We start from the raw sequence: 13,869 nt of genomic DNA, 5'->3' as shown, positions 1-13,869 counted from the left end.
AATCTGAAACGCTTTCAGATAAGGGGATTTTGTGCGCTCTTTTTTTCGATTCATTTTGGTTACAAAAGCAATAAAATCAAGCATGATTAAAACCAGTGGAACTTACCCTGACACGGATTTCCACTGGTTTTTACGATTTTTATCAGACTAACTTCCACTTGGATTAACGGTGGAAGTTAGTTTGGGAATTCACCAGTTTCTTTTTTAAACTGTAAATCAAGGAAATCCCTTACTATTCATATCGTAGCGATTCTACAGGATCCATTTTACTAATTTTACGTGCTGGGAAGTAAGCTGATACATAACCAAGTAGTAGAGCGAAAGCTAGAGTTCCTAAAACAGATAACAAATTTAATTCAAAAACCTTAGTGATGGATGGGTAAAAGTGACTTACAATCGCATTCGCCAAACTTCCCACCCCTTGTGCAACCGAAAATGCCAGCAGCAAGGCGATACCTACAATCCAGATAGCCTCGTAAATAAAAATTCCTTTGACATCACGATTTTGATAACCAACTGCCTTCATGACACCTATTTCCTTAGAACGTTGCATGATATTGATGTAAATGATGATACCAATCATGACTGCCGCTACCACAATAGCTTGTGATGAAAGCACAATCAACAATCCCTGAATGACACGAATAAAAGTAATCACAATATCAAGAACCTTCTGTTGGGAAAGAACAGTATACTTCTTGTTTTTCTGCAATTCTTCTGTTATCGCTTTTGTTTGTGATGGATCTTTGAGTTCCAAGATAAAATAAGATACAGCTTTTGTAAATCCAGCCTCCTTCAAAATCGTTTCCATTTGATGAGACGGCATGAAACTGTTACTGTCCTCCAGGTCATCTTCATCATTGATTACACGTACAATCTTTGTTTGAAATTGAGCAGTCTTGCTAGCTTCAGCATCATTTTCTACAATGCTGGCTGAGACTGATTTGCCAATAATATCACTAGCTGTCAGATTTTTTCCTGTCTGTTCATTCCAATTTTTTAGTAAACTGCTTGGAATCGTCAATCCCTGTTCATTTGCATCAGTATAGAGGGAACCAGCCAATACTTTGTCCGCCTCATTACTACTAACAGAGATACTTGTATCCTCATAGAGACTCACCACTTGAGCATAAGAAGGCATCGTTTGACTCAGATCCATTTCTTGACCATCTATAGTCATATTTGACATGATCATCCCAAAAGGACTCTCCAAATATTTAATAGTTTCTTTGCCAACTGTATCCGTGATATAGTTCTTATCATCTTGGTTCAAAAAGCCTCGTCCAACATTTTTTGTGTTTAAAGCAATCTGAACTTGAGAAGGGATTTGACCTCCATTCGTATTTTCATCAATCATCGAAATCAAAGCATTTCCCAAGCCGAAAGAAATTAAGACTCCTACAAAACCGATTGAGGTTGCTAGCGCAATCAATAGGTTACGCCACTTTCTTTCCATAAAGTTATTTAAAGAAAGTTTGAATTTGTTTTTCAATGATAATCCTTTATTTTTTGACTTCTTCAACGACTTCACCATCCTTCATTTTGATAATCACATCTGCATATTCGGCAACCTCTGGATTATGGGTTACGATCAATACTGTTTTCCCTGTTTGGGCTAAATTTTTAAATACTTCCAATACCATTTCTTGGGATTGAGAATCCAGCGAACCCGTTGGCTCATCTGCTACAATCATATCAGGCTGATTCACCAAAGCACGCGCGATTGCTACACGTTGCTTTTGCCCGCCAGAAAGCTGTTTAACATTTTTAGCCATAAAAGGCTCCATGCCCAAGTTACTTAATTGCTCCTTTGCAACCATTGTCATCTCCCTGTCAGATAAATCTTTGACATAGAGAGGTAGCTTGACATTGTCCAAAACAGACTGATGAGGAATGAGGTTAAAGTTTTGAAACACAAATCCAATCTTATCTTTACGAAATTGAGTTAGTTCAATCTCTGATAAGTCACGGAGGGATTCCCCTTTAAACTCTAAATCTCCTTCATATTGTCTATCTAAACCGCTGATGATATTGAGTAGACTGGTTTTGCCACAGCCTGATGGACCGTAAATCGCTGTAATTTTACCTTTTGCAATCTGCAGGTTAACATTTCTTAGAGCCTGCTCTTGATGTTTACCGTCCAAAGTGTAAAACTTTGAAATATTTTTAATGGATAAAATGGACATGATTATCTCCTTTAATTACTTTTGACAACATATGTCGATATAAACTACAATAAATAATACTGATATAAACTATATTTAACAATATCAAGCCCCATAAACCAAATAGTTTAATTTGATTGAATAATAAGCAAACCATAACTGGTACGAAGCGAATAATGTACAACGTTATCCTTGTATTTATAGGAATTGAAAAAGCATCTAATTCTTTCGCATTCTTGAAATGATACTTTCTAAATATAATTATCTCTAACATTTGTATCCCTTGGCATAAAAAATATGCTAGAGAAACTCCGAAAAGAAATAGGGAAATATCTATAAAACCGTACCCCAGATAATTTAAAAAGAAATATAGCGAGATCGACGGAACTAAAATACTAATAAAATTTAAAGACCAAATTCTTTTTTTTATAAACTTATTAAGATTAACCCCCACAGCCTTCAGATAAGGGAAGTCCTTATTTAAAGTAAGAAAATAAAAATTTATCCCTTTATTGCTAAAAAATACTGTCCCTGAAAATAAAGCTGTGTTCAATATCATCGCTTTATTCGAGATATCAATTCCTAAAAAATCTGGTAAAACCAACCACATGAACATAAACATAAAAGTTGAAAATACAGGTATAGTCATCGCTTTAAACACCGTCAAACCATCAACGACAGATAATAAATAGGTCATACTAAACGATTTTTTAAACCTTGTCCTAACATACCTGATTTTCGATATAAAAAATATACTATTAAGTAAAAAAACAAGTAGGCACGCAAATATTCCTAAAGAAATATCATAGAAAAAAATAACTACTAAGATTGGAGAAACTAGAATTAAATTCTTTAAAAATACTATATTCCAAAATTCTCTCCCTGTGACATTGAAAAATATCCTCATTGTACTCTCTGTTTTAGTTTTTAAAACATAAATATTTTCATAAATTATTCCTAATAACAAAATTGCAGGAACAAGTATTTTTACTAATTCAAAGTATGATAGGATACCCAAAATTTGATTTTCACTTAATAGCTTATAAACTTCTTGTTTAGCAAAACAAAATATAAAAATCAAACTAACAGATGAAAGAAAATATTTGTAAGTCGATTGAAGCAACGATAATTCCTTGACATTATTCGAATCATTCCAGTATCCCTGTCGAGATAGGAATAATAGAGTAATAGAGTAATAAAACTTTTCCATATAACTTTCCTCTACAAAGAAATAATCTGATCAACTGTCGGTAAAATTTCTTGCCTCTCGTGACTTACAATAATGAAGTGTTTGCCTAGATTTATCTTTTGCTCCATCAATTGAAGCAGATTTTCAACCGAAATTTGATCTAAACCTGATAAAGGTTCATCCATAACATACAAGTCCGAATCCAATAAAAACGCTGCTATAAGCATTACTTTTTTCTTTTCTCCTAATGACAATGATTGAATTGTTTGTGTCATTAATTTCTCATTCAAATAAAATTGTTCTCGTAATTCTCTTAACCGTTCTTCGAACAAATTTGTTTCAATAAAAAATTGTTTCTGTAAAAATCCGAATAATAAATTAGGAGATAAACCAATGAAATAGTTGTCCGAAGAATCTGGAACATAGCTAACTTTTTCTTCAGAAATCAATGAGCCAGAATATGGTTGAACAATTCCTAGTAATACTTTCAATAATGTTGACTTTCCTGAGCCATTTTTTCCAGTAATCAGTGTAAGACCTGAATTTGAAGTATCAAAAGAAATATTGTTAAACAGTATCCGACTATTTATCCTATACGAAATGTTCTCTACTTTCATTTTTTCTCCTTTTATATTATAATTAAAATAGTTGATAGTTATGTCTATAATCTTTTTGAGAATGCCCATTTTCAAACTGAGACATAACTATCAATTATTTTTTTATATTAATTTCTAATTTTACTAATATTTTATGTAAAAATCAACTCTGTTCTATTAATTTCTAAACTAGAACCACTGTTTAACCCAGCCCCAAATTGCTGTTAAAATCCAGTCAATAATAATCCATCTGATAATTCTCCATACGAAACTCCACATAATAATTCCTCCTATTTACTAAACCATTGTTTAACCCAGCCCCAGATAGCTTCCCATAGCAAACTAATCAGAATCCATTTTACAATTTTCCATACCCAACGCCACATATTTTATTTCTCCTTTTTAAATTTCTATTTTAATTTTCTAAAAAAATCAAAATCTCTAAATGTCCTGTTATTCTCCAACGTCATATCAAGTCCCTCATTTACTTCTCGTACAATAATAAGTGCATTTTTTTCTATTCCAATTATGGGATAGATTTTTAATCTTTTAGACTTTATTGTGATCAAATCCAATAAATAGCCGTTAACTCTTATTTCTACTTGAATAAGATTTGATAGTGTTTGTCGAATGAGCAGTACATCTCCTACTTCTGACATACCAGTCAATAAAACATTGTTTATTCTTTCAAATTCTAGCATGTCATTCCTCTAAACTCAAGTCCACCACCCACCCGTGATAAATAGAAAAATCATTATTTTAATCATAGTAAATTCCTTTCTCTTTATTATGAATCCATTGTAACAAAAAAGCGACATTTCCCCAATGACAGAAATGTCACTCCTATAAATCATTTAATAATACCTTTCTAAGTCTTCGCTCCATTCCTTATCTAAACTAACGAGTAACTTCTCATTACCAAACATCCTCGCCATCATTTTTGCTTCTTCATACTTTTGTTTGGCTGTATCATAATCGGTCTGAATATAATATTTCCACTCCACCATCAAGACAATCGGTTGCTTTTGGAAATCTCGTGTTTTTTGTCCTATTTTATTTAAGGTCTCGACTGCCCTCTTAAAATAATGAAACAGCCCCATAATTTCTATACAAGCTAAAGAAGCTAACAAGGAATCTCTAAGTAAGTCCAAACAATCGAACTCTATCTTATCAACCTGAGAACTTAGTTTGTCATGAAAACAAAGAATGGTTTCATGCTCAGATTCTTTTATCTCACCCACATTTAAACCATCCATTAACTGACAGTTGAAATACAGTCTCAGTTTCAACAAGTCCTCGGCTTTATATACATCTCTGGATAGTAAATCTTGAAGACCGTCTTCAATCACACCACTTCCGTATAAGGAATTACTAGTCGCTCTCACTGCATCTATAGCTTGAAGACAATCCACTAGCACTTTCTCATCACGGGGCAGGTCATCATAAAAACACTCAAAAATCTCATCAAAATATTCTTCCTTTTGTTCCTGCAACTCCTCGTCTCCATAGTCAGGATGATGTAAAAGAAAGTACTTTAATTCTTGGTAACGCTTGGGTAATTCCTTATAATCTGGCATCAAGACGTAGGACGGAATTTCTAATCGTTCTGCAATATATTCTAGTGTTTTTATCGTCGGGCGAAATTCTCCTTTTTCAATCCGCACCAACTGACGCACTGATAATTCAGACTCATCCCCGCAAAAAACTGGACGACTAAGTCCTTTCTCCTCTCTTAAAAGTCGCACTTTATCCCCTAACTCATTTATCTTGTTCATTTGCCCCTCGCATGATTATTAAAGATTTGATTTTCAAATAAATATATGCGATGATTATACCATTTTTCAAATAGAATTACAAAAAAAGAGACAGGATTTCTCCTGCCTCTAGGCTGATAACAATTATTTACGGCGTCCTGGTCTTTCTTTGTAGCCATAGTAAGAATCTTCGATGATTTCTTGCATATGGTCAACCATTGGAAGACGTGGGTTAGCTGGTGAACATTGGTCTTCATAAGCAAGGAAGGCTAATTCACGAGAATGTTCTTTCCATTCTTTTTCATCAATTCCTTGTGCTTTGAAGTTCATTTGGATACCTACGCGCTCACCAAGTTCGTAGACAGCTTTTGCGTAAGATTCAACCCCTTCTTCTGGTGTAGAAGCTGGAAGGCCAAGCATACGTGCGATATCTTGATATTTTTCATCTGCACGGTAGTAGTTATACTTAGGCCATGTTGCTGTCTTAGCTGGACGTGTACCGTTGTAGCGAATGACATATGGAAGCAAGATAGCATTCGTACGACCGTGGATTGTGTGGAATTGCGCACCAATCTTATGGGCCATTGAGTGAGAAATACCTAGGAAGGCATTAGCAAAGGCCATACCAGCGATTGTTGAAGCGTTATGCATTTTCTCACGTGAGTGGAAGTCTGCATTCTTAACTGAGCTTTCAAGGTTTTCGAATACAAGCTTGATGGCTTGAAGTGCAAGTCCATCAGTGTAGTCGCTAGCCATTTGTGATACGTAAGCTTCAGTCGCGTGGGTCAATACGTCCATACCAGTGTCCGCAGCAACAAATCCAGGAACTGTCAATACCAAGGCAGGGTCTACGATTGCCACAGTTGGTGTCAATGAGTAGTCAGCGATTGGGTATTTACGGTTGTTTGCTTTATCAGAGATAACGGCAAATGGTGTTACTTCAGATCCTGTACCAGATGTAGTTGGAATCGCGATGAATTTAGTTTTCTTACCAAGCAATGGGAATTTGAAGGCACGTTTACGGATATCCATGAATTTTTGAACAAGGTCACGGAAGTCCACTTCTGGTTGTTCGTAGAAGAGCCACATTACTTTAGCAGCATCCATTGGAGATCCACCACCGAGAGCGATGATTGTATCTGGTTTGAAGGCACGCATAATCTCAGTACCACGGTTTACAGTTGTGATATCTGGATCTGGTTCTACATCAGCAAAGATTTGGTAAACAACCTTATTGCGACGAAGGTCAAGTTGCTCGATGATACGATCAAGGAAACCAAGCTCTACCATGGCATGGTCAGTAACGATCATGACACGTTCAACGTCACGACATTTTTGAAGGTATTGAATTGAATCACGTTCAAAGTATGTTTTTGAAGGAAGTTTCATCCATTGCATGTTATTTCTCCGTCTTCCGACTTTTTTGATATTCAAGAGGTTAATGGCACTAACGTTATCCCCAACTGAGTTGCGTCCGTAAGAACCACATCCAAGTGTCAATGATGGCAAGAAGGCATTGTAAACGTCCCCGATACCACCGAAAGTAGAAGGTGAGTTACAGATAACACGAATAGCTTTAACAGCTTTACCAAATTCTTTAGTTAATTCTTCATCAGCTGTGTGGATGGCTGCTGAGTGCCCAAGACCGTTAAATTCAACCATTTGACGAGCCTTAGTAATACCATCTTCACGGCTTTCAGATTTCAAAACTGCGATAACTGGTGACAATTTTTCACGAGTCAATGGCTCATTTTCACCAACTTCTTTACATTCAGCAGCAAGAATGTTTGTTCCTTCTGGAACTGTAAATCCTGCTTGTTCTGCAATCCAAGTTGCTGGTTTACCAACGATGTCAGCGTTCAATTTTGCACCAGCACAGTTTTTGCTGTTTGCTTTGACGCCGAAGCAGAACTCTTCAAGAAGAGCTTTTTCTTTTTTGTTTACAAAGTAAGTGTGGTAAGATTTGAACTCTGCTACAAATTCATCGTAAATTTCTTTATCAATGATAACCGCTTGTTCAGATGCACAGACCATACCGTTATCAAATGATTTAGACATGACGATATCGTGTGCAGCTTGGCGGATGTTAGCTGATTTTTCAACATAAGCTGGAACGTTTCCGGCACCTACCCCAAGAGCTGGTTTACCACATGAGTACGCAGCCTTTACCATGGCGTTACCACCTGTTGCAAGGATTGTCGCAACACCTTCGTGGTTCATAAGGGCACTAGTTGCTTCCATAGATGGTTGAGTAATCCATTGCACACAGTTTTCAGGAGCCCCAGCTGCGATAGCTGCATCACGAACGATTTGAGCTGCGTGAGCTGATGACTCTTGAGCTGATGGGTGGAAGGCAAAGACGATTGGGTTACGTGTCTTCAATGAAATCAATGATTTGAAGATTGCTGTTGATGTTGGGTTTGTTGTTGGAGTGATACCACAGACAACACCGACCGGTTCAGCAATAAGAGTCAAACCTGTTACATCGTCTTCTTCAATAACACCAACTGTTTTAGTGTGGCGCATGTTGTTCACTACGTGTTCACAAGCAAACAAGTTCTTAGTTGCTTTATCTTCAAATACACCACGTCCTGTTTCTTCAAAGGCATGTAAAGCCAATTCTCCGTGGGCATCCAAAGCTGCTACTGATGCTTTGGCAACGATGTAGTCAACCTGCTCTTGATCCAACTTACGCATTTCTTCAAGAGCAACTAAAGCTTTTTGCACCAAGCCATCGACATGCTTTTCAGCAGCGAGTTTCTTTTCCTCTGGTGTCACAGTTTTTTTATCAGCCATATTTTCCTCCATAGCTTTCAAGGATTTAATCCTTTGTTAATTTTTTCACAAGTTTATTATAACGCATTATTTCAACTTTGTAAACAGTTTCATAAACATTTCACAAAGAATTTTTAGTTCCTTGTGAAATGTTTGTCATTTTCTTTTCTTAGCAAGCTTTTTCTTTAAAGTTTGTGAAATTTATTTCAAATGTTTTTTTATTTCACAAACTTGCTTGGAAGAGGAACTTGGAAAGATAGGGATTTACAGGTAAGCGCTTACTTAAACATTCTAACAATACCTCCTTTGATAAGGAGGCTTTATTTTTGTTGAAAAACGCCTTGTTTAAAAGTCCCTTCATAAACGACTTCTTGTTCTGTTGTTAGTTTTCCTTTTCCTTCAGCCTGACCATTTACAAAATCACCTTCGTAGGTCCAGCCTTCTTTAGATTGAAAGGTACCTTTTCCGTTGAAGGCTCCATTGTTGAAACCACCTGTATATTGGTCTCCATTTTGGAAGGTAATGGTACCTTGCCCATTCATTTTACCACGGACAAGACTGCCATCATAAACAATCGTTCCATTATCGAGTTTTAGAACACCTTTTCCGGGAATATTTAGAAAAAAGACGAGTACAGCACAAAAAACAATGGCAACTACTGCTAAAAGCTCGAGACGTGGACGAGTCAGATACACTCGATACTTTTCGTAAAAATTCTTAAGATTTTCCATCTTCACTCTCCTTTTCTAAACGTTCTAGCCAAACTTGACAGCCCTCTTGAACACGTCGATAGGTTTCCTCAAAATCTCCTGTATACCAAGGATCTGGAACACTTTCAGATGCAAATGAGTAAATCTTATCTTGACAGTCTACTGGACACATCTGACGTAAGTCAGAAACATTTGAAGCGTCCATTCCGATAATATAATCAAAGGCTTCAAAATCTTCCTTACTAATCTGAAGCGATGTTTTGGCTTTGTCGTAAGGAATCTGATACTGTTGAAAAATCCCTTGAGTTCCCTTATGAATCGGATTGCCGTGTTCCCAAGAAGAAGTTGCTCGACTTTGGATTTCGTAGTTATCTGTCATTGATTTCATAACAAACTCGGCCATAGGACTACGGCAAATATTTCCCAGACAGACAAAGACTAATTTTTTCATCCCATTTCCTTTCTTTTATAGAAAAACGGGAGTTCGTAATCCCGTCTTATTTTTCAATTGCGCCTTCTAGTGAAGCTGTGTCTTTCAGCGGTAATACGGTCTTGATAGCAGCTAGTTCAAAAGTCAAGTAAACTCCATCTACGTCAAGAACAATTGTTCCCTTCTCCGTATCTACTTCATCGACTGTTCCGTAAAGTCCACCGATTGTAATCACTTCATAGCCTTTTTGTAGTTTATTCAAGCTTTCCATACGTTTTTGTGCTTGTTTCTTTTGAGAACGTTGCGTAAAGAACATCAAGCCCACCATAAGGGCTAGCATGATTAAAAATGTATAATTTGGATTCATTGTCTTCTCCTTTGTCTTTTACATAGGACTACTATATCAAATTTCAGCTACTTTTACAAGATTGTACCTTGCTTTTCTAGTAATAAAAACCAGAGCATGCGCCCTGATTTTTAGGATTATTTCAAGTTTTGAACGACTTTTACAAGATTTTCTACAGTAAAGCCATATTCTGCCAATACTTTTGGTGCTGGGGCAGAGGCTCCGAAGGTATCAATACCGAGAACGGCACCATCGAGACCAACATATTTGTACCAGTTTTGACTTGCACCCATTTCGACTGCAACACGACGGCGGACTGCATTTGGAAGAATCTCTTCCTTGTAAGCTGCATCTTGTTTATCAAAGACATCTGTAGATGGCATGCTGACTACGCGGACTTTTGCGCCTTGACTAGCCAATTCTTTGGCAGCTGAGACAGCAAGATTGACCTCTGAACCTGTCGCAATCAAGATGGTATCAAAGTCTGCTGCATTTTCATAGACAACATAGGCACCTTTAGCAACCTTGTCGAAGTCTGTTCCATCTTCAACAGTCAAGTTTTGACGTGTCAAGACAAGGGCAGTTGGTGTTTTCTCACTTGTCACTGCAAGGTACCAAGCTGCTTGAGTTTCACGCGCATCTGCTGGACGGAAAACATTTAGATTTGGCATGGCACGAAGACCTGCTAAATGCTCAACTGGTTCGTGAGTCGGACCATCTTCCCCAACTGCGATTGAATCATGGGTAAAGACATAAGTCACAGGAAGACCTTGCAAGGCTGACAAGCGGACAGCTGCCTTCACATAGTCAGAGAAGACGAAGAAAGTTCCACCGTATACACGAAGTCCACCGTGAAGGGCCATCCCGTTCAAGATAGTTCCCATTGCAAATTCACGAACACCAAACTGAATGTTACGGTTCAAGCGATTGGCATCGTCTTGAAGTCCGTCAGTCTTGATATAAGTCATGTTTGAGTGAGCTAGGTCAGCTGATCCACCCAAGAAAGTTGGCAATTTAGCAGCTACAACGTTCAAAGCATCCTGACTCGAGTTACGAGTTGCTTGAGAAAAACCATTTTCTAAGACTGGGAAGTCTGCTGGAGTCACGTCGACTGGATCACGTCCGTCGATGATGGCTTCTACTTCTGCAGCCAATTCTGGATGAGCTTCTTTATAATCTGCAACTAATTTTGTCCAAGCTTCATAAGCTGATGCGCCACGGTCTACAACATGTTCTTTGAAATCAGCATAAACTTGTTCTGGGATTTCAAACGGCTCGTAGTCCCAACCAAGTGCTTGGCGAGTTGCTGCAGTTTCATCTGCTCCAAGAGGAGCACCGTGTACAGCATTCGTTCCTTGTTTGTTTGGAGAACCATATCCAATAACCGTCTTCACTTCAATCAAAGATGGTTTGCCTGAAGCTTTAGCTGCTTCGATAGCAGCATGGATTGCTTCCAAGTCTGTTCCATCTTCTACCAAGGCAGTATGCCAACCGTAGGCATTGTAACGGTCACGAACACTTTCTGTGAAGGAATCTTTTGTCTCACCATCCAAGTTGATGTCATTTGAATCATAAAGAACAACCAACTTATCCAGTTTTTGCAAACCTGCGTATGAAGCTGCCTCGCTTGAGACACCTTCCATCAAATCTCCGTCCCCACAGATAACGTAAGTATAGTGGTCAAAGATATTGTAGCCTTCGCGGTTATACTTAGCTGCCAAGAAACGTTCTGCTTGGGCAAAACCAGTGGCAGTTGAAATCCCTTGACCTAGAGGACCTGTCGTAGCATCAATCCCTGCCGTATGGCCAAATTCTGGGTGACCTGGTGTTTTTGAACCCCATTGACGGAAGCTCTTGATCTCATCCATACTAACATCTTCAAAACCAGAAAGGTGAAGAAGGGCATAAAGGAGCATTGAACCATGACCAGCTGAAAGAATAAAGCGGTCGCGGTTAATCCAGTTTGGTTGTGCTGGATTGATACGAAGTTGTTTTGTAAAGAGGCTGTAAGCCATCGGAGCTGCTCCCATAACCACACCTGGGTGACCTGAGTTGGCTTTGTTGATAGCGTCAATACCTAGGAAACGAATTGCATTAACAGATAGATTTGACATAGAATTTCCTTTCTATTTGAGGTGATTATTGAATCACACATTCTATTTTACTATTATATGAAAAAATACATAGAATAGCAATTAAACAATTCGACGTAAATAAGTATTCTATTTGCTACCCTCTGGTCGCCTGATAGTAGGGAAGTAAGCGCTCATAAGCTTCATCTAATTTTTCTAAAATCACTTCCAATGATTGATTTTCAATAAAAGAAACATCTGCCTTAACTAGCACTTTTCGGACTTCCTGATTGGATAGTTTATTTCTTAAAATTTGACGATTTTCTTCGTTCGCCTCCCACCGTTGACTTTGACCATCAGAGTAGACTAGATAATAAATCCCTTCAACGGTTGGAATTTCTAAAACCTTGGCTTGCTTGCCTAGAGTTTGCTCATCTTTCTTGCGCTCGATGAAACTGACTTCTAGTGAGACTCCAAAATCAGAAGAACTTCCATATAAACGTAAGGCTATCATAGGTTCTGCCACTTGTCCGTCTCTCTGTAGATAAACCCAAAAATGTGGTCGCAAACGCTGCGCTTGGTTCATCCACTGGCTAGTCTGTTGAAGTTGCCATTCTGGATGGCTTGCTTGAAAGGCTTTAGCCAGTTCTGTAAAAGCCTTTCGAGCCTCTTGGCCTTTGTGGCGCAATTCCAGCATTTTCTCTCGCTCTGCTCCTGCTTTATCAGGATTACGGTACTGGATCCCTGCAAAGTCTAAATAATCTCTTAACTTATTCAACATCTGTTTCATCTCCTCTAGCTAGCAAAAAATCAGGATAAACCTGATTCTACTTATTCTGTATCTACAACGACATAGCGATTTGGCTCGTCACCCTCAGAGTAACTAGTCACGCCATCCATACGTGAAATAATACGATGAATAATCTTGCGTTCACTATTTGACATAGGATCTGTTTGATGACTACGTCCTTCTTCTAAAACACGAGTCGCCAATTTTTGAGCATAGGTCTGCAAGACTTCTGCACGGTGTTCAACATAATCATTGACATTGATTGTAATGTAGAAGGTTCTTGAATAGCGGTTATAAAGATAATTTTGAGCCAATAGTTGCAAGGCTTTCAAGACTTTACCGTGGTAGCCGATAATACGACCTGGTTCGTTAGTGTCAATTTGCAAATTGATACTACGACGGTTATAATCATTTGAAAGCGTGGCTTCAACATCCATGTCATCCACAATCGCTTGAACATAGGCAGTCACATCCGTAGCCACCTGGGCAATATCAAAGCTCGGCTCAACTTTCAAGCCCATCTCTGTCAAGTCTTGATTTTCAGTTTGGTCTTGCTCAGTTTCAAGGTCATCAGCGCCCGCTTCTTCCCTCATCGCTTCCTCGATTTGAAGTTCATTTAAAATCTCAATGTGACCAGTTTCTTCTAAGATAGTGCTGGCATGTCTTTCATGTTTTAAGATTTCAGCCTTGACTTCATCAGAAATACCTTGGCCTTCCTCTTCAATCTTTTTAATTGCTTCTACAACATGACCCAAATCAACAGTTGCTTCACTGACTGTTTTAACAGGCTCATTCAAATCATTAATTTGCTTTGGAACTCCCTTTACAGCTTGTTGGTTTGCTTTTACAACTGTCGTTTCACTAATAGCATCGATATCCACTTGGGCTGGTTTTTTACCAAATAAACCAAGAAATCCTTTTTTCTCGCGAGAAATGACTTTGATATGAGCCTTCATTCTTGGAATATCTAATTCTTTCAATCCTTTCTGGATTGCTTCTTCAACAGTTGAACCTGTAAATACTACCATTACCAGATTCCTCC

At 38.0% G+C, this 13,869-nt stretch carries 13 protein-coding genes; all 13 read right to left on the bottom strand.

Going from position 1 to position 13,869, the window contains the following annotated elements; genetic code table 11:
* Positions 1-232 precede the first annotated feature (232 nt).
* Positions 233-1,534 (bottom strand): ABC transporter permease, encoded by a 1,302-nt coding sequence (locus HT714_RS09325; protein ID WP_173227067.1) that lies wholly within the window; start codon positions 1,532-1,534, stop codon positions 233-235.
* Positions 1,503-2,186: an ABC transporter ATP-binding protein gene (locus HT714_RS09320; protein WP_173227069.1), complete on the bottom strand. Its 684-nt coding sequence runs from the start codon at positions 2,184-2,186 to the stop codon at positions 1,503-1,505. The genes HT714_RS09325 and HT714_RS09320 overlap by 32 nt, the downstream gene beginning before the upstream one ends.
* Positions 2,167-3,375 carry a hypothetical protein gene (locus HT714_RS09315; RefSeq protein ID WP_173227071.1) on the bottom strand — a complete coding sequence of 403 codons (1,209 nt, stop codon included), beginning with the start codon at positions 3,373-3,375 and terminating at the stop codon, positions 2,167-2,169. The genes HT714_RS09320 and HT714_RS09315 overlap by 20 nt, the downstream gene beginning before the upstream one ends.
* Positions 3,376-3,386: 11 nt before the next feature.
* The gene (locus HT714_RS09310) at positions 3,387-3,971 is read right to left on the bottom strand and encodes an ATP-binding cassette domain-containing protein (protein ID WP_000861995.1); all 585 of its coding nucleotides are present in this window, start codon (positions 3,969-3,971) and stop codon (positions 3,387-3,389) included.
* 389 nt (positions 3,972-4,360) lie between these two features.
* On the bottom strand, positions 4,361-4,651 hold the full coding sequence (locus HT714_RS09305) for a hypothetical protein (protein WP_138704848.1): 291 nt from the start codon (positions 4,649-4,651) through the stop codon (positions 4,361-4,363).
* A 153-nt stretch (positions 4,652-4,804) separates the two neighbouring features.
* Positions 4,805-5,725, bottom strand: a complete 921-nt coding sequence (locus HT714_RS09300) for an XRE family transcriptional regulator (protein ID WP_173227073.1) — start codon at positions 5,723-5,725, stop codon at positions 4,805-4,807.
* 123 nt (positions 5,726-5,848) lie between these two features.
* Complete coding sequence (gene adhE, locus HT714_RS09295) at positions 5,849-8,500, bottom strand: bifunctional acetaldehyde-CoA/alcohol dehydrogenase (RefSeq protein WP_173251830.1); 2,652 nt, start codon at positions 8,498-8,500, stop codon at positions 5,849-5,851.
* Between the two features lie 299 nt (positions 8,501-8,799).
* On the bottom strand, positions 8,800-9,210 hold the full coding sequence (locus HT714_RS09290; RefSeq protein WP_000429317.1) for an MORN repeat-containing protein: 411 nt from the start codon (positions 9,208-9,210) through the stop codon (positions 8,800-8,802).
* Complete coding sequence (locus tag HT714_RS09285) at positions 9,197-9,640, bottom strand: low molecular weight protein-tyrosine-phosphatase (RefSeq protein ID WP_173227077.1); 444 nt, start codon at positions 9,638-9,640, stop codon at positions 9,197-9,199. The genes HT714_RS09290 and HT714_RS09285 overlap by 14 nt, the downstream gene beginning before the upstream one ends.
* A 46-nt stretch (positions 9,641-9,686) precedes the next feature.
* A complete protein-coding gene (yajC, locus tag HT714_RS09280; RefSeq protein ID WP_173227079.1) occupies positions 9,687-9,986 on the bottom strand; it encodes a preprotein translocase subunit YajC in 300 nt (99 codons plus the stop codon).
* A 116-nt stretch (positions 9,987-10,102) separates the two neighbouring features.
* Positions 10,103-12,079: a transketolase gene (gene tkt / locus HT714_RS09275; protein ID WP_173227081.1), complete on the bottom strand. Its 1,977-nt coding sequence runs from the start codon at positions 12,077-12,079 to the stop codon at positions 10,103-10,105.
* A gap of 115 nt (positions 12,080-12,194) precedes the next feature.
* Complete coding sequence (locus HT714_RS09270; RefSeq protein ID WP_173227123.1) at positions 12,195-12,818, bottom strand: ribonuclease P; 624 nt, start codon at positions 12,816-12,818, stop codon at positions 12,195-12,197.
* Between the two features lie 50 nt (positions 12,819-12,868).
* Positions 12,869-13,855 carry an RNA-binding cell elongation regulator Jag/EloR gene (jag, locus tag HT714_RS09265; protein WP_000260004.1) on the bottom strand — a complete coding sequence of 329 codons (987 nt, stop codon included), beginning with the start codon at positions 13,853-13,855 and terminating at the stop codon, positions 12,869-12,871.
* Positions 13,856-13,869 lie beyond the last annotated feature (14 nt).

The organism is Streptococcus sp. 3705 (genome assembly GCF_013277145.1).
Lineage (GTDB): Bacteria > Bacillota > Bacilli > Lactobacillales > Streptococcaceae > Streptococcus.
Note: the sequence above shows the minus strand (reverse complement) of the source record. Positions and strands in the feature narration are given on the sequence as shown.

What these genes read in the sequence shown, in the direction of transcription:
- HT714_RS09310 (WP_000861995.1), bottom strand. Translation starts at nt 3,971, where the DNA reads ATGAAAGTAGAGAACATTTCGTATAGGATAAATAGTCGGATACTGTTT.
- yajC (WP_173227079.1), bottom strand. Translation starts at nt 9,986, where the DNA reads ATGAATCCAAATTATACATTTTTAATCATGCTAGCCCTTATGGTGGGC.
- HT714_RS09315 (WP_173227071.1), bottom strand. Translation starts at nt 3,375, where the DNA reads ATGGAAAAGTTTTATTACTCTATTACTCTATTATTCCTATCTCGACAG.
- HT714_RS09300 (WP_173227073.1), bottom strand. Translation starts at nt 5,725, where the DNA reads ATGAACAAGATAAATGAGTTAGGGGATAAAGTGCGACTTTTAAGAGAG.
- HT714_RS09270 (WP_173227123.1), bottom strand. Translation starts at nt 12,818, where the DNA reads ATGTTGAATAAGTTAAGAGATTATTTAGACTTTGCAGGGATCCAGTAC.
- HT714_RS09325 (WP_173227067.1), bottom strand. Translation starts at nt 1,534, where the DNA reads ATGGTGAAGTCGTTGAAGAAGTCAAAAAATAAAGGATTATCATTGAAA.
- jag (WP_000260004.1), bottom strand. Translation starts at nt 13,855, where the DNA reads ATGGTAGTATTTACAGGTTCAACTGTTGAAGAAGCAATCCAGAAAGGA.
- HT714_RS09305 (WP_138704848.1), bottom strand. Translation starts at nt 4,651, where the DNA reads ATGCTAGAATTTGAAAGAATAAACAATGTTTTATTGACTGGTATGTCA.
- adhE (WP_173251830.1), bottom strand. Translation starts at nt 8,500, where the DNA reads ATGGCTGATAAAAAAACTGTGACACCAGAGGAAAAGAAACTCGCTGCT.
- HT714_RS09285 (WP_173227077.1), bottom strand. Translation starts at nt 9,640, where the DNA reads ATGAAAAAATTAGTCTTTGTCTGTCTGGGAAATATTTGCCGTAGTCCT.
- HT714_RS09290 (WP_000429317.1), bottom strand. Translation starts at nt 9,210, where the DNA reads ATGGAAAATCTTAAGAATTTTTACGAAAAGTATCGAGTGTATCTGACT.
- tkt (WP_173227081.1), bottom strand. Translation starts at nt 12,079, where the DNA reads ATGTCAAATCTATCTGTTAATGCAATTCGTTTCCTAGGTATTGACGCT.
- HT714_RS09320 (WP_173227069.1), bottom strand. Translation starts at nt 2,186, where the DNA reads ATGTCCATTTTATCCATTAAAAATATTTCAAAGTTTTACACTTTGGAC.